The organism is Levilactobacillus hammesii DSM 16381, from assembly GCF_001434395.1.
Classification (GTDB): Bacteria; Bacillota; Bacilli; order Lactobacillales; family Lactobacillaceae; genus Levilactobacillus; species Levilactobacillus hammesii.
Map to the genome: position 1 here is coordinate 202,865 of NZ_AZFS01000059.1, position 21,981 is coordinate 224,845.

Sequence of the window (21,981 nt, forward strand, 5' to 3'; positions counted from 1 at the left end):
CGTTTTCATCTGTTTTCAATTTTGACAGCGTTTTCCTGATAGCATATTTTCGTAGTCTCTATAACTTTTCCATTTTACGAAAAATAACCCTTCATTGACCCTAATAAAAACCAGACTGCTGGTTTTTTCGCAGTCTGGTTGCTGACGCTTTTTCTAAAATACTTGTTGATAGAGCACGGCTGCCGCAATTGCCCCAGCCGTTGGCGCAACAATGGGCACCCAACTGTAGGCGAACTGTGATCTGCCTTTATGAGGAAATGGCCAAATAGCATGTAGCAACCGAGGTCCAATATCTCTGGCGGGGTTCAGAGCAGGTCCAGTCGGGCCACCAAAGGAAATCACTAAACACATGACCAAGAAGCCTAAACCGATGAAATCAGCACGGGGATCGATCTTATCCACGGTCATGCTGACCGCGCCCAACACCAACAGGAAGGTTCCAACAAATTCGTTGATAAACCCATTCAATTGGCTATTGGCAGCGTCAATCGTTGAGAACGTCCCCAAAATGGCCTCCGTATCCGTTGTCCGATCATAGTATGGCTTATAAGCCAGCACAATGACGAGCTGCCCAATGATCGCACCCACGGTCTGGGCAAATATGTAAGGAATCACTTCTTGCCAAGGAAAATTCCCCGTGACGGCCATAGCGACCGTCATGGCCGGATTAATCTGCGCACCAGAAATGGTGGCAAACATCAAGGCTGGAATCATCACACCGATCCCATACCCAAAACCAATCAGGATCCAGCCACCGTGGTAGCCCTTGGTCCCTTTTAACTCAACGTTGGCAACCGAACCGTTACCTAGGGCAACCATCACGGCTGTCCCAATCAATTCGGCAATGCACCGAACGAATAAAGAATAATGCATAAACTCATACCCCACTCATAATATTTTCTTTTTTATCCTGCCGAAAATGTTCACGTTAATCCTCATCAGGTCAACCCTCAAAAAACAGCAGCATTAATATCATACCCCTATCGCCGACTGCTTTCAGCATTATTTTCACAAAATCCAGCCATAACCTGAAAATTATTCCAAAATTAGCTCATACGATGGTCCACTCACTGAAAATGGACCTCACCAAGTCAAATTTTCATCTTTTTTCAAGCCATGGTAACCCCCCCACCAATCGGATTTTCTTTTTTCAGACCCACAAACACCAAAAAACCACAGCATGTCCCCCCGGACACGGCTGTGGTTTTTGGTCTGACCTTTTTCCCCATAACTTATTTTGAGACTGTGCTGGCAGCTTCTCTGCGCCAGTATTGTTTATTCCTTATTCTTTGACCGCCGCTTCAGACTCGTTAAGCCCAATAAGCTAGCCAGTAAGGCCATGCCCCACGCCACCGGACTGCGGCGTTCTTCATTGGTCTGTGGCAACAGCGCTGCGCCAATCCCTGCAGAGAGCACTTGGTCGCCCGCAGGCTCACTTTCAGTAACGGTCGTCGCCGCGTGGTGTTCCTGGCTTTCTCCCGGCGTCGTGACAACGTCCGCTGCCTGTCCCGTACTCGTGCCACCATTACTACCAGTACCAGTGCCAGTCGTCCCTGCTCCGGTGTTATCACCAGGCGTTCCTGGTGTGACGGTATCGGCTTCATCCCCCTCCGTGACACCGTCATCGCCAGTGCCTGGATTCTGACCACCCGGTTGCGTGCCCGAGCCATCATCCCCGGTCGATGGACCTTCAGGTGCCGGATTGTCCGGTCCCGGTGTCGTCGTGCTACCACCATCACCTGAGCCTGGATTTTCTGGACTCGTTGGTGGTGTCGGGTTGCCCGGCTCAGTTGGTGGCGTTGGGTTCCCTGGTTCCTGCGTATCAGCATCCTCCTCCGCGTAAACGTAGGTCACGTCGATAGCCGTCTCACCATAAGTTCCCGTTGCATTTTCCGGTGTGACCTGTACGACATAATTCGGGATCTTAGCGGGTTCTGTCGTGTACGCTTCTCCCACCAGTCCCGGCTTCAACGTCTGATCCGGTGCGATAGTCTCACCATTTTCATTCACGTGATGAACCGTTACGCTGGCCGCACTCTGCGCAATCGCATAAGGTTGGACAACCGCAAAGTCAACGGTCCCGCTTGGCTTATATGATCCTGTCAGATAGTAATAGTCCTTCATCGGATCAACATTTACACTCGCATCTCCTGGCCATGCAGTCGCGCCTGGCTTCTGATCCTGAATATTGGTGTAGTAGATCCCCCCTTGACCATCCGGCTTAGGATTGCCCCCCGTGAAGTAGATGTGGTAGGTGTGGGCCCCGTTAACAAAGAAAATCGGTTGGGCAACCGCGGCCGTCGCTGTCAATTGCACCACTTCTCCTGTAATCGTGGTACAAGCCACTTGGAGATGGCCTTCCCGATCCTTGTCACTGATCATTACGGGATCCAGGATAATAAATTGCCCCGTGTAGGAGAAATTGCTATTACTGGTATAAGAAAATTTACCATTCAGTGGTGAAAAGTCGCGAATGGCATTGTACGCCAAGTAAACTGATTTAAGATTCTGCAAGTTCGCTAATGGCGTAACATCCTTAATCCGGTTGTGTTGGAAGTCAACTTCAGTCAACTGTTGGAGATTGGCAATCGGCGTTAAGTCTTCAATATCACCGTAAAAGGCGCCTGGTGCGTAGTTCAATGATCCCCCCATTGAAATGGAGGTCAGGTTGACCGCGTATTCCAAACCAACCAATGAGTAGGCCGTCTGACCATCAATGTAAGTATCCAAGCCCTTATGACCTGACGTGCTTAAGCTTTTAAGCAACGCCATGTCCTCTTGCGTGATATCGGCGACACTGTTCCAGGTCTTGTCAGTACCCCGTAGCTTCTGCAACGTCAACAAGACCAGCTGTTGAAGGCGCTTATTGGGCATCCACATGTCAATCATCGCGGTTTCCTTCGTATGCGCTAAGTTCATCGTGGCTGGCCGGGTCAGTTCCTTTTGAACCAACGCTGTAGCCGCCGTCGCAACGTCCGCGCCCAAAGTCACAGTCGGTAATTCAACCACGCTCGTCGCGATTTCGGCCGGACGCGTGGTCGCAACGGCAGCAACATCAGGCAAGACGACTGGATCAACTGGCGTAACTGCCGTAGCAGGCTTCGTGGTTGGTACAGTCAGGTCAGGCGCCATTACTTCCGCCGGCAAATCGTCCGGCGCAGTCACCGCCGTTGTCACTGCTGTGTCAGTCGTTGGATCAGTCGTTGGTACCGTCGTGGCATCCGCCATTGGCTTGGTTGTAGCAGCAACATCACGATCACCACTTGTCGTGACGGATGGTGTGTTAGGCGTCGGTTCAGTCGGTTCAGCCGTCACCACCGGCGTTGCCCCCTCAGTCGGCTTGGTCATGGCCACCGTATCCGTCACATCGCCAGCATCAGGCGTGACGCCCGTTGCCGCTGAGGTAGTCGTTGTTGGTACCGTCGTTTCCCCAGTAGCTGGTTTGGTCGTCGCCGGTGTTGCAGGCGTCTCCTCCGCCGGCGTTGGCTCCGTTGCTACTGCCGACGTTGCGGCCGCAGCATCTACCGGTTCCACAGCCGCTTGGGCCGTCACACCCAGAGTAAACAGAAGTGACCCGCTAACGATACCGGCAATTACCCAACTTTTGCCTTTCTTATACATTTTGTAACGCATTTTTCTCGCCATTTTATTAGTCATTTATTTTCTCCCCAGAATTAATTTTCATCCCCCATACGCCGAGTAATCAACGCCTTTCGAGGTAACGAGAACAGTATAGCGAGAAATATTGGCTACCGGCAGAAATATTTACATTTCGAATCAATATTTTTGAAGCTTGACCTTGCATCTTGTTTTCACTGATGGGAGTATAACGTTTTCATTTTTTCATTAATAATTCGGCTGGTGCTCCCACCAGGCCTTCCGCCGAGGCCAGCCAATCTAACCTTTGGGAACGTACCTTCACCGTATTTCCTATTTAAAATCAAAAAGCGACGGTCACCTTCCGTAATGGAAAGTAACCGTCGCTTTTTAGAGGCCAGTCACACTGACAGGCTTAATTTTTTAGGCGACCTTAGTCCTTCTTGTCGAAGAAACCAAAGTAATCATGAGCGTTGTTGTAAGAAATATCTTCAACAATCTTGCCCAGGTAGTCGTAGTCTTCTGGTACTTGACCAGTCGTGACCCATTCACCGATCAGGTTGCAAAGAACCCGACGGAAGTATTCATGCCGCGTGTAGGATAAGAAGCTCCGAGAATCGGTCAGCATCCCCACGAAGTTAGGCAATAAGCTTTGTTGGGCCAAGATGTTCAATTGATCATGCATCCCATCACGGGTATCGTTGAACCACCATGCACAACCTAATTGTAACTTCTGAACACCGTCGCCTTGGAAGCTTTGCATCCCAGTAGCCAATTCCATCCAGTCATTAGGGTTCGTGGAGTAAAGAATCGTCTTAGGAATACTGTCTTCTTCGGACATGGCACTCAACAGCTTCATCATTTCACCGGCAATACCTGGTTGTGAACCCATGGAGTCCCAACCCGTATCAGCACCCAGCTTACGGAACATTGGGCCGTTAGCGTTACGCAACACGTTGATGTGGTATTGCATTGTCCAACCAAACTTTTGGTTCAACCGCATTAAGACCTTCAACAGCGTCGTTTGATACTTGTTGATTTCATCGTCAGTCAAACTTTGGTTATCTTGACGAGCCTTGGCCATGATGGCGTTGAATTCGTCGTCGGTGGCTTCGGCATAGTGGAACGTGTTCAACCCGTGGTCAGACAGGCTACCACCCATTGAAGCGAAGAAGGTAAAACGTTGTTCGAGGGCCTTGGTCAATGACTTCAAGTCAGTGATCTTAACACCAGAAACGTCGCTAAGCTTGTCCATGTATTCGCCGTAATTTCCTTGGTTGATCCGAACCAAGTTGTCAGGACGCATTGCAGGCAAGACTTTGAAACCATTTTCCTTTTCTTCAGCCTTCAACAGCTTGTGGTAATGCAAGTCAGAAGCTGGGTCATCAGTGGTGCAGACCACCTTAACGTTCGCATTCTTGATTAAGTTACGTGGCTTGAAGTCGTCAGTTTGAAGTAAGGCGTTGGCTTTCTTCCAGATAGCTGGCGCACTCTTTTCATTAAAGACTTCGTCGATACCGAAGAAGCGCTTCAGTTCCAGGTGGGTCCATTCGTAGAGTGGGTTCCCGATTGCCCGGTTGATGGTCTTAGCCCATGCCAGGAACTTTTGGTATTCGTCACCGTCACCAGTGATTAATTCTTCAGGAACACCGTTAGCCCGTTCCAGACGCCACTTGTAGTGGTCACCGGCGTTACCATCGTTCAACCAGATCCGAGTGATGTTAGGATAGTTCTTGTTTTCGTAGATATCCTTAGGGTCCAAGTGACAATGGTAGTCAATGATTGGCATCTTTTCTGCGTGTTCGTGGAACAATTTCTTAGCTGGTTCATTAGTGAGTAAAAAGTCTTCGTTCAATAAAGCCATTTCAAAGGTCTCCTTTAATTTTTTAAAAATTATTGGTGATTACTTTTAAATTACTTCGACTGATCGCCATCGGAATCCATCCTAATCGATAGATTCCCCATGACAGTGGCCAAATTAGTTCTTCGCGTTCTTTTCACGTAAGATGGCGGCGTTAGATTCAACTCGCTTCTTGTTTAGTGGGTAGAAGAACAGCATGACCAAGGCAGCTAGTCCACAGCAGACCGCTGGAATGCCAGAAGCCAAGTAATAGATCCGGTCGATAACCTGTTGAGATTGTTCCGCCCCACCGGAAGTGGAGGAAACGTAGCCAATCATGGTCAGCATGAAGGCCCCAAAGCTTCCACCTAAGGCTTGGGCAACCTTACGGGCAAATGAGTTCACCCCGTAGATCGTCCCATCTTCACGAATTCCCGTCATGACTTGTTGGTTATCAATCACGTCGGTGATAAATGCCCAGACCATCAGGTTAAACATGGCGGCCCCCAGACTCCCAAAGAAGAGAAAGACCAGGTAAACCATGGCACTGCTGGTGTGGATAAATACCAAGATACCGTAAACAATACTTGCAAAGAACAGTGAAACTGTCGTAACTTCCTTTCGACCAAACTTCTTGGTGAAGTACTGGGCGAATGGCGCTAGCAATAATACCGTGGCAAAGTTAAAGATCAAGGCAATGGACATGGCACTACTGTTTTTGAAATAGTCATTAAATAGGTAGGAAATGTTAGTCCCAGATAGGTTTTGGTTAATCACCAAGATGATATCCAAGACGACCAGGATGACTAAGGCCCGATCCGTGAACATATCCTTTAGAACCGTTCCCAAAGGCACGGACTCACTTCGTTGGGTTCGAACCCGTTCAGTCGGCAACTTGCAGGTCAGGATGTAGCAACCAAAGCCGAGAATGGCCATGACTGAGGCAACCAACCAGAAACGAATACCATCGATTCTTTGTGACGCGCCCACGTACATGAAGATAGGGACAACGAAACTAACGATGGCACTCCCCGTTGCCGAACCCAGGCTCCGCCAAGTGGATAAGGACGTCTTATCATTAGGCGAGTCACTCAACGCAGAAGCCATGGAACCGTAAGGAATGTTAACCGTGGAGTAAAAGATCCCCCAGAGTAAGTAAGTGATGAAGACATACGTTATCTTGATAGGAAAGGCCAAGTCTTTAACGAATGGCACAAAAACCAAGATTGTCGCGATCAGTAGCGGATACTTGAAGCGGGCAATCCACGGAATGAACCGTCCACTCTTGTGTAATTTACTACTGTCGACCAACCGACCAACAGTGACATCAGCAATGGCATCAATAAACCGGGCAATCAGGAACAAGAGTCCCACGGTCACCCCTGACAATCCCAACACATTGGTGTAGAAGATCATCAAGAAGGTATTCACAACAGCGAATGAGAAGTTGTTCCCAACATCTCCTAAGGCGTAACCAAAACGGTCAGCCCAACCAAACGGCTTTGAACGATCAATACTTGTTTTTTGTGTATCCATTTTTCCAACCTCCGGCAATTTTTGCCAAGATAATTTTAAAAAGTGAGATGCCGCAAATATAGCAAATACTTAGCTTAGATTGAGATTAAATCCTTCACACTGGATTCAATGCTCAACGCAATGTCTGAATCGCTTACATTATTAAATTTAATGATCACTTGACGCTTTTCACCATCGAAGAACCAGCCTTCAGTGGCGGCGTTAAACTTATCAAACTTCAAGAATTGAGCCAACGGTTGACCTTGCAGTTCAATCGTCAATGGCGCAATGTCTGGGCAGCAAACACGGAACGTGTAACGCTTCAGCTTAGAATCGTAAGTCCCTTGCTTATGCAAGTTAATTAACGTTTGGTTCTTGCTTGGCTTAACGGAAATGTCCGTGGTCAAGAAGTCCCCTTGCTTGTAGCTCATGGTCTTGCCATCATCTTCATACAACTGGAAGTCACTTGCCGTTGTCGGTTCAACTAAAACGTCCAAGTTCTCAACTGTATCATTGTGGATATTCATCAAGCCCTTACTTTCAGGAATGATACTCCCCGTCCGTAAGAACATCGGAATGCTCCCCAAGTCGACCGGCACCTCAACGGTTTGACCCCCATTGTAGTAGTGATAAGTGGTTAAATCATACCAATCGGCACCCTTTGGCAGGTAAACTTCCTTGGTCGTTTGGCCCTTATCAACCACGTTAGCCACGAGTAATGATGAACCTAGCATGAATTCAAAGCTTTCTTCGAAAGTCTTCGGATCATTCTGGAATTCGTAAACGAGTGGCCGCATGATTGGCGCACCGGTAACCGATGCTTCATGCAACAGTGAGTAGAAGTACGGAATCAACTGGTAACGCAGCTGAATGGCATCGCGAATGTACTTGGTGTAGCTAGGGTACATCCACGGTTCCGTGACCGTATTGTCATCGTTAGAAGAGTGAATCGAGAACCGTGGCTGGAAGATCCCGTTTTGGACCCACCGGACGAATAGTTCTGGTTCTGGCGCTGGACCATCGAATCCGCCAATGTCACACCCTTGGTTGGCAACCCCGGAAAGGCCCATGCCTAAGATCGTTGGAATGTTATATTTCACGTTCGTCCAACTGGTCCGGTTGTCACCCGCCCAAGTCTGGGCATACCGTTGAATCCCGGCAAACCCGGCCCGATTGATCAGATAAGGCCGTACGTTAGGATCATAGTCCGCAATGGCCTGCTGTGCGGTCTTCGCCATCATGGTTGGCATGATAGGCTTAACCTCACCAATCGTTGCGTGAACACCATCGGCATCCACCTTGGCATTGGTTTCATTAATTTCGTATTCGTTGTTATCATTCCAGATACTCGTGATCCCTAATGACAATAACTGCTTGGTCATAAATTTAGACCAAGTGGCCCGACCCTTTTCACTGGTGAAGTCAACGAAGTGCGCTGCGCCACCCCAGTACTGGTCTTCCTGGTCGTCCTTGCCATCCGGCGTCTTGATATAGGCGTCAGCATCGGCAAAGTCCTTGGCTAATGGGTGGGTTACCAGCATCCCTGGCTTGATGTTTGGTGCCAGTAAAACACCCTTTTCCTTTAATTTATTGACGAAATCTTGGGGATCTGGGAACCGATCCTTATTCCAATTGAAGACGTACCGCTTGCCGTCTTCCCCGGTCGTATAACCGGAAGACATGAAGAAGCCGTCGCAAGGAATATCGTTCTTCTTGCAGGTGTCGACAAAGTCTAAAATGGCTTGGTCGGCATCCTTGTCCAGCTCCGTGTAGTACATGGTTGAACCCATGTAACCCAACGAAGACTTGGGCATCATCGCCGTCTTCCCCGTCAAATCCGTGTAGTGCTTCACCACGTCTTTAATGGTTGGACCGGCGATAAAGAAGACATCCAAGTCGCCACCATCACATTCAAAGTAACTGTAACGGTGCCAATAATTACTGTGCTCACTGTCCATATCGAACGTCGAGTCATTGGAATTATTGTAGTAGAGACCCGAAGCAATATCCATTTCGCTATCGAAATCAATATAGAACGGAATCATCTTGTAAAGGGGATCAGACTTGGCCGCATTCCATCCTAGAGAATCAGTGTTATGCATCCGCATCCGGCGCTTAAACTTGTTAAGTTCCCCGGATTTTTCACCGAAACCATAGAAGAAGTTATGATCACCCATCGTACTGTAATGGTACGAGCGACCCAAGTCGTCTTGGAGGAAGGCGCGTTTTGGCAAATCTTTATGTAAAACGTTACCTGCCTTGTCACGGATTTCAAACCCAAACGGATCACGATTGATCGTTAAGGTTAGATTTTTCGTGGAGACTGAGTAGCTGTCTGCGTTTTCTTGGAGGTCTAGTGGAAGTGGTTTTACCCGTTCCCGTTCGCCCGCCATCAGCGCATCGGTCTTGTCTGCCCACGCAGTCTTGACTAGAGCATATGATGCTTCCGGAGCAAATTCATCCTTGAACGTTCCCCGCATCCGGATAATGTTATTATCCAGCAGGTAAACTTGAAACTGGGCACCATTAGTCTTAATGGCTAAATAGTCACCGCAGTTCTCCACGGACTGAACCTTGCTGCTTAACTTCATTAATCTCACTCCTTGTCCAAAAAAGCTGTTCTTGCCTGATACAACCACCCAACTAAGGGGTCAGGGACCCGACAATTGAAATAGTAATATACCAGTTCTACCAACACCCATATCTTACTAGTTAGTGAAAGCGCTGTCAACGGATGTTTCGCTATTACCCGACTAAAGTCGTCCCCAAACCAGTTACCAGCCTTGATATAACAGCATTTATCAATTAATGCTAATTGTAATATTTTAGAAAAATAAATTAATTTGAAACCCCATGATCGTGGAAATGTGACCTGCTACACCGTCTTTTACCACGTAAACGACTTTCTAGGCCCACTTTTCCTGAAACTAGGCCTTCCCAAATGGACAGACTTAAATATCAGTTTGCTGGTTAGCAACCAATTTATCATCTTTAGGATATTGCTTTCATTAAATGACTATCAGCTAGCCATCCCCCGCCTGCTCTTCGCCACCATACCATTTCGAAAATACGTACAAAAAAGCTCAGACCTTTTACCGTCTGAGCTTTCGTTTTTTGAGTTGAATTAAAATTTAGAATTACTTGATCTTGTCGACCGCATGGCCACCAAAACCATTCCGTAACGCCGAAACAACTTTACCCGTAAAGGTATCGTTTTCCATTGAACGGTAACGCATCATCAACGCTAAGCTGATAACTGGAACTGGAACTTCTTGGTTGAGGGCTTCTTGTAACGTCCACTTACCTTCACCAGAACTGTGCATCGTTCCCCGAATTTCTTCAAGGTTGGCATCCTTAGAGAAGGCTTCTTGAGCCAATTCCATGAGCCATGAACGCACGACAGAACCGGAGTTCCACAGACGGGCAACTGCTTCGTTATCGTAGTCGAAGTCACTGTGTTCCAGAACATCGAACCCTTCACCGATAGCTTCCATCATCCCGTATTCAATACCATTGTGCACCATCTTCAAGTAGTGACCTGAACCAGCAGCGCCGGTGTAAAGGTAACCATTTTCTTGAGCAATGCCTTCGAAGATTGGCTTCAGCGTTTCAAAGGCTTCAGCACTGGTCCCACCAATCATGAAGTTCCCATCATGACGGGCACCAGATTGACCACCAGAGGTCCCACAATCGAAGAAGTTAATGCCCTTGGCTTCGGCCTTCTTGGCATCCGCAACGGAGTTTTGCCAGAAGGAATTCCCACCATCAACGATGTAATCGCCGGCACTTAATACCTCAGTCAACGTGGCAACAGTTGATTCAGTTGGCTTGCCAGCTGGCAACATCAACCAAACAACCTTAGGAGAAGGCAACTTGCTAAGCAAGTCGTCCAGTGACGTCGCAGCTTCTGCGCCGAATCCGGCAACTTCTTTAACAAAATCCTTGTTCAAGTCAAATCCAACAACTTCGTGACCGTTGTCCATCATGTTTTGAGCTAAGTTGCTACCCATCTTACCTAATCCAACTAATCCAATCTTCATGGTATAAGTTCCTCTCTGCTTGAAAAAAGTAATATATCAGTTAACGCTTTCTATTATATGAAAAAGTTTTACAAATTTCAAGCAGTTTTTGTAAATAAATCATCAAAACTAACAATTTATTCCTTTGGTGCGCGTTTCCGTTGATATTCAGCGATACTGTCGTACTCAGTTTGTAACTTCCGACCCAAACGAATGTAAATTGGCATAATTTCGCGGTAATTTTCGAAAGTTTCTGGGTTTGGCTTGTAAGTGTTCATCTTCCCGATAAACTTCTTAACGACTGACAGGTCGTCCGCTAAGCCTAAACTAATCTGAGCAATAACCATGGCGCCCAGGCAACCACTTTCGAAGGCTTCTGGAATCGTCACAGGTTCTTCGAAAATGTCAGCCAACATTTGACGCCATAGTGGTGAGCGGGCAAAGCCCCCGGCAGCCAGAATAGCAGTTGGTTCCATGGCTTCCTTCAACGCCAATTCAACGGTGTAGAGGTTGTAAACAATCCCTTCCAAGGCAGCCCGAACCATGTGAGAACGGTTGTGTTGCCGCGTTAAACCAAAGTATGAAGCCCGGGCGTTACCATCCCAGATTGGGGCCCGTTCGCCACCTAAGAATGGGTGGAAGATCAGGCCATCGGAACCGGCTGGCACCTTGCTAGCAATTTCAGTCAGTAAGTCATATGGATCCTTACCTTCCTTCTTGGCTTGTGCCTTTTCAGGTGCAAAGAGGTTGTCCCGTACCCAACGGAAGACAATTCCCCCGTTGTTCACGGGTCCACCAATGATCCACTTGCCTTGCATAACTGGGTAGCAGTAAATCCGGCCTTTAGGGTCGATTTGTGGCTTGTCAACGAAGGTCCGGACAGCACCGGAAGTCCCGATGGTAACCGCCACTTCACCCTTGTTAATAGCGCCCAGACCGATTTCAGAGAGGGCCCCGTCAGTACCACCCATAATGAATGGCGTATCAGCAGAGAAGCCAATTTCCTTGGCAATTTCTGGGTGCAGGCCCTTCATCTGGTAAGTGGTGTCAACGAGTTCTGGCAATTGGTCACGCGTAATCCCCGTCAACTTCATGGATTCTTCGTCCCAGTCCATGGTGTGGATGTTGAAGAGACCCGTGGTAGAAGCCATGTTGGTTTCTTCTTTAAGTTGACCAAAGTACCGGTACAACAGGTATTCCTTCAAACCAACCCAGTACTGGGTCTTCTTGTAGGTATCTGGGTGTTGTTCCTTGATCCATAGCAACTTGTAAACCACGCCCATTGGATGGGTTGGTAAACCAGTCCGCTTGTAAAGTTCCAAACCACTACCATCGGCAGCCATCTTGGAAGCAACCTTTTCAGAACGGTTGTCAGCCCACGTAATGGCCCGCGTCGTTGGCTTGTAGTCCTTGTCCATCCCAACCAAGCTGTGTTGCTGCGTTGACCAGGAAACCCCTAAGATTTTACCTTCTTTAGGGTCAGCCTTGGCCGTAACTTCCTTCAAGGCTTCAACGGAGGCGTCAAAGATCACATCTGGATCTTCTTCAGCCATGTCGGGGTTGTCTTGAATCAAGGGGTAAAGCTTGTTGGCATAGCCAAAGATTTCCCCATCAGTGTTGTACAGTACGGCTTTGGTACTCGTGGTACCAACGTCAATTCCGATTAAATAATCCATAATTTTCAACTTCCTTTTATTTTGGCGATTTTTGAAATGTCTACTTAAGTTTTTCGCTTCCGGAAGCCAGACGCCACCCGGTGAGGCAGACCTGAAGCCTGAGAGGCGGTCTTCAGGGCAACTTTGAACCTCAAAAAACCGAGTTTCAAAGTTGGCCGTGGTCTAAGCTGGGAAAGAACCCCAGCTAAGTCCACCGACACGGGGTTCTGTCTGACTTCCTCCAGCTATCACTCATTGACTGTTGTCATGTAGCCGGCGACGGTTGAAAATGGAACCCAGTGTCGATGCTGTTAGGCTGGTGATCTGCCAGTCTTACAGCATGGGACGCTGTCAAGACTCACGGTTTTAGTGGGGCTTGGCAGCGAGCTTGAAGACCGCTTTTTGGCTTCAAGTGTGCCCCACAGGGTGGAATTTCCAACCGTCAGAGGCGAAAAACAGCGTACACAGTGTGCGGCGTTAGGATATAAACGGGGCCACGTGCCCCCAATTAGCAGCACATGGTCCCGTTCGGCCTGTTTACTAGGCTAAAGTACTTGTTAATTCACGAACCAACGGCTTGTTGGCAACAATATTCTTCACATCGCTGACACACTTTTCACCCATCCCGTGAAGGCATTCGTAGGTGTAAGCGGAGGTATGTGGCGTCAATAATACGCGGTCGTTTTGCAGTAATGGTGAAGTTGCCCGAACTGGTTCAACTTCAACAGCATCGGCAGCATAGCCAGCAACCTTACCAGACTTGATTCCGTCTAAGAGAGCAGTCTCGTCAATGAGGGCCCCACGTGCGTTGTTGCACAGGTAAACACCCTTCTTCATCTTGGCGATCTTCTTAGCGTCGATCAAATGGTAGTTACCGTCGTTCAAAGAAGCGTTCAATGAGATGTAGTCGGCCTTTTCCAACAGCGTATCCAAGTCAACGCGTTCAACGTTGTGGCTCTTTAACCAGCCAGCTGGTGCCTTAGGATCTGGGTCGTTAACCAAGATTGGGCCACCAAATACACTGAATAATTCTGCAACCCGGCTACCAATGTTCCCACAGCCGATAACCCCGAAGGTCTTGCCAGATAATTCATTACCCATGAATTCGGCACGGTCTTCGTAACGGTCATCCCGTTCGCGTTCTGCGGATTGAACCGTCCGACGAACTAACGTCATCAAGTTAGCCAATTCGTTTTCAGCAACGGAGTCCCGTTCAACCAGTTGTGGCACGATAGCAACCTTAGTCCCATGTTCCTTGGCAGCTTTGATATCAACGTTGTTGAAGCCGATACCGTGACGAGAAATCAGTAAGGTTTCGTCCTTGTTGTCAAAGAATTCCTTGTTAAACATTGGCGTAACGGAAGCAATGATAATGTTGTAGCCATTTAATTCCTTGGCTAATGACTTACCATCGATGTCAGTAGGCAGCATGAACCGCTTAACTTCACCGATTTCTTCGATTTGTTGCCAGTGTTCCTTGAAGACTTGTCCAAAACTACTTGAGTTAACCACCGCAATTTTATATTGTGCCATTTTCCAAAAACCTCCAAAATAATTAAATTCAAATTCAATCTTACACCTAGCGCTCCCTAAATATGCGTATAATGTCAATAGACATCTTGTTAGGAGGCTACTTCTTTATGAAAACAATTACCATTGATTTCGTCCGTCACGGGCAAACCATCTTCAACACCATGGATAAACTCCAGGGCTGGGCTGATTCACCACTCACGGCGAATGGAATCGCAACGGCCGATCAAGTCGGCCAGTTGCTCAAGAATACTCACTATCAAAGCTACCATTCATCCGACCTCAAACGCGCCATCGATACCGCTAAACATATCATTCAGCCGAATCGGTTTCTTCAAGCGGAACCGGAACAACACGAAGATTTTCGTGAAGTCTTCTTCGGTTCCTATGAAGGCTTGGACTTTCACCAGGCCTGGATTGAAGTCGGCGAGCACCAACAGCTGGGCTGTCGGACGCAAGCCGAGATCATCCAGAAATACTCATTTGACGCCGCACGAGACGCCATGCATGCTGCGGACCCCCGCCACCTGTCTGAGGATGGTGCCACGTTCAGTAGCCGCGTCGACCGTGGTATTCAGGAGTTACTCACTGAAGCCCACGATGGCGACCGGCTACTCGTGGTCACTCATGGCACCTTGATTCGCTCGCTGGTGCTGCGGTATGGTCCTGACTTTGACGCCCTCACCAACTTCCCGGTCAATGGTGGGATTACCACCTTAGAAGCACAGGCCGTTGACGAGCACCAATTCAGCGGTAAGATTACCGCTTACAATCGGCAGGATTAGTCTTTAACGTGGATGTCGTAAGCCATGGTTTCAGTCTGGCCGGCAGCCACATGGTGGTTCCCTTCCTTACTCTTCAGCTCACGCAGGTCGCCGGAAACATCTGGCAGACCATTGAATGGTTCGATACACAGGAATGGTGCATTGGCACCTTCCTTGGTCCACAGGGTCACGTAGTCAAAGTCCTTCACGTCTAACGTAATGGACTTGCCACTGGTCTTAGACCGCAGCGTAACGTGTTCCAAACCTGGGGCACTCAGAATGATCAAACCATCGTCAAACATCGGATAGTTCAAATCAATCACGCCATTTTCATTCTTGACAGGCAAGCTCTTGCCGCTCCGGAATGGATTTGGCGTTTTTACGATCTCAAAGTGGGTTAAGTCTTGTGGTGCCGGCGTTAAGGCCACTTGGTAATCCGTAAACTGTTCGCCATCTGAGAATGGCACGTTGAATGCTGGGTGAGACCCTAAGGAGAAGGAAAGATCCTTAGTATCATGGTTCTTGACATCAAACTTCAGGTTCAAGCCGTCAGCCGTTAAGCTAAAGGTCACTTGCAGTTCGAAATCAAAGGGATACATTTTTTTCGTGTCGTCATCAGCACGGGCTGACAAAGTCACTGCTGAGTCAGTCTGATTGGCAACGGCAAACGTTAAGCCGCTGACAAAGCCGTGTTGAGGCATGTCGAACTTTTGGCCATCAATCAAGTAGCTGTCTTCGTTTGAACGACCAATTGCCGGGAATAATACCGGCGCATGCTTTGGCCAGAGATCATTGTTCCACATTAAATCACGACCTGTAGTCTGATCCACAAAATGGGTTAACTCGGCTCCAACTTCATTAATCGCAACCCGAAAGCGACTGTTTTGAATGGTGATCATAAACTTCTCACTCCTCATAAATTCTAAGCGACGACCGACAATTTTTATGGTTTACTTTGCGTGCTTTGCTAAGGCATCTTCGATGGTCTTAACGATAGCACCCTTACCAGCAATCATTTGACTGAAGTAGTTTTCAACCTTTTCACCCAAACCAACTGCGTAGAGGTCTTGACCAAAGATAGCCTTGTTCGTCAAGATGTCCTTCAAGTGTGCGTGAACATCGGTTGGTTCGCCCAACTTGATGTCACCAACATACTTCTTCAAGTCGTCCATCATTGGATCTGGACTTGGTTCGAAGGCTTCACCCTCATCGTTAACTGCCATCAAGTAACGGAACCAGCCGGCAATCGTCAATGGGATGAATTCCAAAGTCGAAGGATCGAAGCCATCGCGGTCAACGTATTGCTTGATCGTTACCCCGTAACGAACTGGGATCTTCTGTGACGTATCGGTAGCAATCCGTTGTGGTGTATCAGGAATGTATGGGTTAGGCAAACGCTTGGTAACCAATTGGTCGATGAATTCCTTAGGGTTGATAACCTTAGGATCCGTCACAACTGGTAAGCCTTCAACGTAACCAATTTGCTTGATAACGCCAACCAGGTCATCATTTTGTAATTCGTCAGAAATTGACTTGAATTGCAGAACGCTACCAAAGATAGCCAATGACGTGTGCAGTGGGTTCAAGCAGGTGGTAACTTTCATTTCATCTGCTTCGCCAACCGTCTTACGATCAGTCATAATAACACCGGCATCTTCAAACTTTGGCCGACCATTAGGGAAGTTGTCTTCTACAACTAAGTAGTGAACTTCTTCAGTGTTGGTGAATGGGGCAATGTTGGTGTGCTTAGGCGTGTGAATGATCGTGTAATCTTCAAAGCCTGAGTCCTTCAACTTAGCACTAACGGCTTCAGAAGGATTTGGCGTAATCCGGTCGATCATGGACAGTGGGAAACTGATCTTCTTGCTGTCTTGTAAGTAGTCTAAGAAGTCTTGGCCCACAAAGCCATTTTCTTTCCAGCCCTTGGCAATCGTCAAGACACTGTCCTTTAACTTGTCCCCGTTGTTGGAGAAGTTATCGGTACTCATCAACGTTAATGGCGTTGCACCATTTTGGAAACGACCTAACAGTAAGGCAACTAAACCAGCCATGTTCCCCTTAGGAGCGGCAGGACCAGCAGCCAAGTCAGCCTTGGTTAAGTCATTCAAGTCACCAGCAACCGTCTTTAAGTTGTAGCCCTTTTCAGTGATTGAGAAGGAAACCACTTGCAGTGAAGGTGCCTTGAAGATTTCTTGCATCCGTTTCCAATCAGCTTCGCGCGCTGGGGTAGCGAAGAGTGATTCCGTAACTGATGCAAATAATTCTTTGTCAAAATTCCCATCGGCTTTAGTGATAACACGTAAAACCCGGTCATTAAATGGCTTGTAAACACCATCAACAACAGAATTGTCGTAAGTATCAGCCACGATAACCCCAGAATCTAATTCGCCTTTTTCAATTAAAGTGTTCGCAATGGCTGCGTGGAACGCACGGAACAAGTTCCCCCCACCAAAGTGAACCCAACGTGGGTGTTCATTTGTTGCTGTCCGCAACTTGTCTTGATCATAAGTAGGAACCGTAATCCCGGCCGCTGCAAAAGCCGCCTTGTTGTTTAAGTAATCATCCGTTAGTTTAACCATCTGAAACCGCCCTTTCGTATTGTCAAAGTATCGAACTGTTAAATTCAACTAATGGTCGAACAATCAGCACCGCCCAACTAATATACTAGTATGACAGTGTAACCGATTTCATAATACAATATTATCAGAAATTGTCAACCTTTATTCTTCGTCTAAAATCGACCTCAGCTTAGGAACACCAGTGACTTAAGCGAAATTGTAAAGTTTGTCGCCTTTTGAAAATATTTTGCCAAACTCAAATATCTAGTACATTAGTTATGCACATCAATAAAGTTAGCGCTACCATTTTAATATGTATAAAATGTTAACGTGAACATTGCGTACAGTCACAGTATATCACTTGCCACAGAATCTTTAAATCCCTAACTTTGACTTGCCGGCAAATAAAAACGCGAAAGCCTATGCCTTCGCGTTCCATTCCGCTTTATATTCTGCTAAAAAGTCTAACATGACCTGTTGCCGGTGTTCAGCCATTTTTTTAGCTGCCTCAGTATTCATTAAATCCTTCAATGTCAGCAATTTTTCGTAAAAGTGGTTAATAATCGTTTCATTGTTAAGATTACGATACTCCGCATGCGTCATTTCAGTGCGCGGTTGAATGGCGGGATCGTAAATTTTTTCGCCAAAGTGCCCCCCAAAATAGATCGCACGTGAGATACCAATAGCGCCAATGGCATCCAGTCGATCGGCATCTTGGACAATCTTGCCCTCCAATGGCAGGGGCTTCGCCGTTCCATCCAACGTCTTATGATAAGACATGTTATCCATAATCAAAAAGATCGTCTCAATCTGGTCCGTGGTAAAGCTCTGTTGGGCTAAGAAGTAACGCACTTCCTTGCTGGCTTGCGCGGTATCGGCCACTAGCTTTTCATCAATCACATCGTGAAGATAGGCCGCGGTTACCGTTAAGACGCGATCGGCTTCAGGATACTGTTGCACTAAGCGATCGGCCAGGCCAACCACACGTTGGATGTGATCGAACCCATGTCCCGTTTCATCGTCACCCATTTTGGACTTAGAAAATTGTTGAACGGCGGCTAAAATCTCTGTTTCTGTCATATTAGTTTGTCTGCTCCTTTGTTGAATCTTCATCACTTTGCGGTGGATCGCCAATAAATCCATAAAAAAACAAGTGCATCAGTTGATCGGCATAGCGTTTGTAAGCGGCGGCCTCACCAATCAGCGGATGACTGGTCGGCGCACTGAAGTATTGAACGTACATGTCCAAATACATCATCAGGGCTTCATCGGAAAGCATCGGACTAATCATCCCCGCAGCACGCCCCCGCGCAATCACACCATCCCAAAACTTCTCTTTGCCGGCTTGATAGAGACGTTGCGCTTCATCGTTCCCCAAAGCGCCCCGCATATCATCGGCCACGAACTGGTAAAAGTCATCGCTCATCTCAACCGCATAACCCGTCTTAGTCGTAATCATCAACTGAATGAGCTCCCGAAACGAACGCGAATGATCATCGACCATTTTTTGATAATCAGCGTAACCAGTCGTAATCATATCTAACACAACTTGGTGTCCCAAGGCAAGCTTACTATCAAAATACTTGTAGAGGGTCACCTGGGAAACCCCTGCCTCGGCCGCAACAGCCTTGATGTGCGTCACTTTGTAGCCATCGCGCATAAACAGTTTGGTCGCGGCACGGAGAATATTTTGCCGCTGATGCTTACGTCGCTGCTGATTCGTCGCCATACCCTTCGCCACCTTTAGATTTAAAACTTCCGTCACTTATTCTATCATATCTCATTTACCAAGCGTTTTTAGCTTTGGTGAACTATTTAATAAAAATAGTTCACTTTTTGTTGACTTCCATTAGCCGGGGGCTTACGATGATAGCGATTTAGATAACCGTAAGGAGGGATTTCAGATGACCACAAATCCAATATTACAAATTAACCATCTTCAAAAAAAATTCGGCCATTTTCAAGCCTTAAAGGATATTACGTTCAGTGTTAATGCTGGCGAGGTCTTTGGTTTCATTGGCCCCAACGGCGCCGGCAAGTCAACGACCATTCGCGTTTTGCTCGGTCTGATCCGCGCCACTGGCGGCGATGCCACCATCTTTGGTCAGGACGTTTGGCACGATAGCGTCGCCATTCACCAACGACTGGCTTACGTTCCTGGCGATGTTTATCTCTGGCCTAACTTGACTGGTGGCGAAATTATTGATTTGTTGCTCAAGATGAACGGCTCTCAACATTCCCAACGAACAGACGACTTAATCACGCAATTCGGACTCGACCCGACCAAAAAGGCCCGGACTTACTCTAAAGGAAACCGCCAAAAAGTTGCCTTAATTGCCGCCCTCTCTCAAAACGCTGATTTCTACATCTTTGATGAACCCACTTCCGGACTCGATCCGTTGAACGAGCGCCAATTTCAATTAGCCGTATTGGCCCTTAAACAACAGGGTAAAGCCGTCCTTCTTTCCAGTCATATTCTTTCCGAAGTCGAGCGCATGTGCGATCGGATCGCCATTATCCGTGAGGGCAGTATCATCGAAACGGGTAGCTTAGAAGAAATGCGCCACCTGACGCGAACCGTCATCACCGTCACCTTACAAACGGCACTGGATGTGACTCAGCTGGCCGGTGTTCATAATGCCGAACCCGGGCAACACCCGAACGAGTGGCAATTCTCAGTTGAGGCGAAGTCTCTACCTGCAGTCATGGCGACACTCACTGAGCACCACATCATGGCCTTGCAGAGCACGCCCCCAACCTTGGAAGACCTCTTCATGCACTACTACACGACAGAAAAGGAGTGAGGGACATGACATCACGTTTTGCCCGCACTGGTCGCCTAACCGGGCTCGCACTGCGCCGCGACCGCTTGCGCATTCTCATTTGGGTGCTCATTCTTGCCGGATTGATGGTCGGTGTCGCCTTTAAATTCACTGATATCTTCGGTACGCCACACGAGATTGCCGCGATTAAAGGCACGTTAAAGAGTCCCGCCATGGTGGCGCTACTCGGTGCCTTCAAATTCACTAACAATCCCTCAACGGCACAAATATTTTCGACTGAAATGGTCGTATTCATGGCCATTACCCAGATCGTGATGAATATCATGCTGGGCGTTCACGCAACTCGTGGGGAAGAGGACCAAGGTATTACGGAACTCGTCCGTTCACGGGCGGTCGGTCAACTGGCCCCACTGACGGCGGCAGCCCTAGAGCTAGTCATCATCAACAGTTTCATCGCCATCCTGTATGGCGTTGGCTTAGGATTTTCCAACATGCACGGGATCACCACTGAAGGAAACTGGGCCGTTGCTATTGGTTTAGCCGCCACCAGTCTGGGCTTCGGTATTCTAGGCTTAGTGACGGCACAACTTGCTGATCATTCTGCCAGCGCAACCGGCTTAGCCTACGGACTATTTGGCCTAGCCTACGTCGTTCGGATGATGACCGATGTTCAGAATCCCGATTACACCTGGTGGTCTCCGCTGGGCTGGGTGGAAAAAATCTCACCTTACTATCATCCCAATTGGCTCCCTATTTTCCTGTCCTTAGCAACTGCCCTCATTCTCTATCTGCTGGCCGCAACGATTAATCTTCACCGCGACTTAAATGCAGGGGCCCTCGCTACCCGTCCTGGACGGCGCACCGCTTCCAGTTTTCTGCGTGGCCCCGCGTCCCTACTTTGGCGTCGTGAACACAACGTCATTATCGGCTGGATCATCGGTTTAGCTATTCTGGCGATGACTTATGGCAGCATCTACAACAGTATCGGGGATATGTTAAAAACGAATCCCACCATGCAACAGGTCTTCGGCTCAAACGTTATCCATGAAGCCAATCACGCCATGCTGGTGAGCTTCACGTCAACGCTTGTTATCCTGATGGCCGCTCTGGCCACGATTCCTGGTATGCAGCTTATCTACAAACTTTACAGCGACGAAACAAATGGTTGGCTGGAATCCCTGTATGCGCGTCCGCTTTCCCGGACAAGACTCTTCTTCAGTTACCTCTGCACTGGTCTATTAAGCAGTATCGTGGCTTTTGGTGTCGCCGTTAGCAGCTTAATTCTGGTCGGCAATGCCACCTTAAGTCATCCTAAAGATGGTCTAACTCGCTTTGAATTCTGGCAAGCCATCTGGGGACAGCTTCCGGCTATTCTGGTTTTCCTTGGTATTGCTACGGCCCTTATTGGCTGGTGGCCACGACTCAGGACGCTCAACTGGTTATACTTGGGCATTGGCTTCATCACCATCTACATGGGGGGCATGTTGAAACTACCAAAATGGCTGCAACGCTTGGCACCACTCGGCTGGATGAACAAGGTTCCCAGTCACAACGTCGAATGGTCGACTTTTAGCTGGATGATCGTTCTGAGCATCATCTTCATTTTCATCGGTTGGTGGGGTTATCGACAACGGGATCTTCATATGAGCTAACTTAAATAACTGGTAATGGAACGAGGCCTTCTCAATTTAGGTCTCGTTTTTTCTTACGCCGCTTTCTT

Annotated in this window: 15 protein-coding genes; 3 read left to right on the forward strand and 12 right to left on the reverse strand. The window is 47.9% G+C overall.

Annotated features, from left to right (window positions below):
• Positions 1 to 153 precede the first annotated feature (153 nt).
• The 8 genes from FD28_RS07600 to FD28_RS07635 all read right to left on the reverse strand — a co-directional run bounded on the left by FD28_RS07600 (position 154) and on the right by FD28_RS07635 (position 14,159).
• Positions 154 to 873, reverse strand: coding sequence for an MIP/aquaporin family protein (locus tag FD28_RS07600; protein ID WP_057734217.1), 720 nt, complete (start codon positions 871 to 873; stop codon positions 154 to 156).
• Between the two features lie 402 nt (positions 874 to 1,275).
• The gene (locus FD28_RS13545) at positions 1,276 to 3,657 is read right to left on the reverse strand and encodes a MucBP domain-containing protein (RefSeq protein WP_057734219.1); all 2,382 of its coding nucleotides are present in this window, start codon (positions 3,655 to 3,657) and stop codon (positions 1,276 to 1,278) included.
• 373 nt (positions 3,658 to 4,030) lie between these two features.
• Complete coding sequence (uxaC, locus tag FD28_RS07610; RefSeq protein ID WP_057734221.1) at positions 4,031 to 5,461, reverse strand: glucuronate isomerase; 1,431 nt, start codon at positions 5,459 to 5,461, stop codon at positions 4,031 to 4,033.
• 114 nt (positions 5,462 to 5,575) lie between these two features.
• Positions 5,576 to 6,973 carry an MFS transporter gene (locus tag FD28_RS07615; protein ID WP_057734224.1) on the reverse strand — a complete coding sequence of 466 codons (1,398 nt, stop codon included), beginning with the start codon at positions 6,971 to 6,973 and terminating at the stop codon, positions 5,576 to 5,578.
• A gap of 74 nt (positions 6,974 to 7,047) precedes the next feature.
• The gene (locus FD28_RS07620; RefSeq protein ID WP_057734226.1) at positions 7,048 to 9,543 is read right to left on the reverse strand and encodes a glycoside hydrolase family 31 protein; all 2,496 of its coding nucleotides are present in this window, start codon (positions 9,541 to 9,543) and stop codon (positions 7,048 to 7,050) included.
• 546 nt (positions 9,544 to 10,089) lie between these two features.
• Positions 10,090 to 10,992, reverse strand: a complete 903-nt coding sequence (gene gnd, locus FD28_RS07625; RefSeq protein WP_057734228.1) for a phosphogluconate dehydrogenase (NAD(+)-dependent, decarboxylating) — start codon at positions 10,990 to 10,992, stop codon at positions 10,090 to 10,092.
• A 116-nt stretch (positions 10,993 to 11,108) separates the two neighbouring features.
• Positions 11,109 to 12,647, reverse strand: a complete 1,539-nt coding sequence (gene gntK, locus FD28_RS07630) for a gluconokinase (protein ID WP_057734230.1) — start codon at positions 12,645 to 12,647, stop codon at positions 11,109 to 11,111.
• A gap of 519 nt (positions 12,648 to 13,166) precedes the next feature.
• Positions 13,167 to 14,159 carry a D-isomer specific 2-hydroxyacid dehydrogenase family protein gene (locus FD28_RS07635; RefSeq protein WP_020089517.1) on the reverse strand — a complete coding sequence of 331 codons (993 nt, stop codon included), beginning with the start codon at positions 14,157 to 14,159 and terminating at the stop codon, positions 13,167 to 13,169.
• 107 nt (positions 14,160 to 14,266) lie between these two features.
• Between FD28_RS07635 and FD28_RS07640 the strand changes: the two genes are divergently transcribed.
• Complete coding sequence (locus FD28_RS07640) at positions 14,267 to 14,941, forward strand: histidine phosphatase family protein (RefSeq protein ID WP_057734232.1); 675 nt, start codon at positions 14,267 to 14,269, stop codon at positions 14,939 to 14,941.
• Here the strand turns inward: FD28_RS07640 and FD28_RS07645 are convergent.
• The 4 genes from FD28_RS07645 to FD28_RS07660 form a co-directional block, all read right to left on the reverse strand.
• Positions 14,938 to 15,819, reverse strand: coding sequence for an aldose 1-epimerase family protein (locus tag FD28_RS07645; protein ID WP_057734234.1), 882 nt, complete (start codon positions 15,817 to 15,819; stop codon positions 14,938 to 14,940). The two genes, FD28_RS07640 and FD28_RS07645, sit on opposite strands and share 4 nt — an antisense overlap.
• A gap of 51 nt (positions 15,820 to 15,870) precedes the next feature.
• Complete coding sequence (locus FD28_RS07650) at positions 15,871 to 17,499, reverse strand: mannitol dehydrogenase family protein (protein ID WP_057734235.1); 1,629 nt, start codon at positions 17,497 to 17,499, stop codon at positions 15,871 to 15,873.
• A gap of 399 nt (positions 17,500 to 17,898) precedes the next feature.
• On the reverse strand, positions 17,899 to 18,558 hold the full coding sequence (locus tag FD28_RS07655; RefSeq protein WP_057734237.1) for an HD domain-containing protein: 660 nt from the start codon (positions 18,556 to 18,558) through the stop codon (positions 17,899 to 17,901).
• 1 nt (position 18,559) lies between these two features.
• A complete protein-coding gene (locus FD28_RS07660; RefSeq protein WP_057734240.1) occupies positions 18,560 to 19,207 on the reverse strand; it encodes a TetR/AcrR family transcriptional regulator in 648 nt (215 codons plus the stop codon).
• 175 nt (positions 19,208 to 19,382) lie between these two features.
• Here FD28_RS07660 and FD28_RS07665 point away from each other — a divergent pair, with 175 nt between their 5' ends.
• Entirely contained in the window at positions 19,383 to 20,282 is a 900-nt protein-coding gene (locus FD28_RS07665) for an ABC transporter ATP-binding protein (protein ID WP_057734242.1), read from the forward strand.
• A gap of 5 nt (positions 20,283 to 20,287) precedes the next feature.
• A complete protein-coding gene (locus FD28_RS07670) occupies positions 20,288 to 21,913 on the forward strand; it encodes an ABC transporter permease (RefSeq protein ID WP_057734244.1) in 1,626 nt (541 codons plus the stop codon).
• Positions 21,914 to 21,981: the final 68 nt, after the last annotated feature.

Coding starts and splice junctions, on each gene's coding strand:
- FD28_RS07660 (WP_057734240.1), bottom strand. CDS start 19,207: ATGGCGACGAATCAGCAGCGACGTAAGCATCAGCGGCAAAATATTCTC.
- FD28_RS07620 (WP_057734226.1), bottom strand. CDS start 9,543: ATGAAGTTAAGCAGCAAGGTTCAGTCCGTGGAGAACTGCGGTGACTAT.
- FD28_RS07615 (WP_057734224.1), bottom strand. CDS start 6,973: ATGGATACACAAAAAACAAGTATTGATCGTTCAAAGCCGTTTGGTTGG.
- gntK (WP_057734230.1), bottom strand. CDS start 12,647: ATGGATTATTTAATCGGAATTGACGTTGGTACCACGAGTACCAAAGCC.
- FD28_RS07600 (WP_057734217.1), bottom strand. CDS start 873: ATGCATTATTCTTTATTCGTTCGGTGCATTGCCGAATTGATTGGGACA.
- gnd (WP_057734228.1), bottom strand. CDS start 10,992: ATGAAGATTGGATTAGTTGGATTAGGTAAGATGGGTAGCAACTTAGCT.
- FD28_RS07655 (WP_057734237.1), bottom strand. CDS start 18,558: ATGACAGAAACAGAGATTTTAGCCGCCGTTCAACAATTTTCTAAGTCC.
- FD28_RS13545 (WP_057734219.1), bottom strand. CDS start 3,657: ATGACTAATAAAATGGCGAGAAAAATGCGTTACAAAATGTATAAGAAA.
- FD28_RS07665 (WP_057734242.1), top strand. CDS start 19,383: ATGACCACAAATCCAATATTACAAATTAACCATCTTCAAAAAAAATTC.
- FD28_RS07640 (WP_057734232.1), top strand. CDS start 14,267: ATGAAAACAATTACCATTGATTTCGTCCGTCACGGGCAAACCATCTTC.
- uxaC (WP_057734221.1), bottom strand. CDS start 5,461: ATGGCTTTATTGAACGAAGACTTTTTACTCACTAATGAACCAGCTAAG.
- FD28_RS07650 (WP_057734235.1), bottom strand. CDS start 17,499: ATGGTTAAACTAACGGATGATTACTTAAACAACAAGGCGGCTTTTGCA.
- FD28_RS07645 (WP_057734234.1), bottom strand. CDS start 15,819: ATGATCACCATTCAAAACAGTCGCTTTCGGGTTGCGATTAATGAAGTT.
- FD28_RS07635 (WP_020089517.1), bottom strand. CDS start 14,159: ATGGCACAATATAAAATTGCGGTGGTTAACTCAAGTAGTTTTGGACAA.
- FD28_RS07670 (WP_057734244.1), top strand. CDS start 20,288: ATGACATCACGTTTTGCCCGCACTGGTCGCCTAACCGGGCTCGCACTG.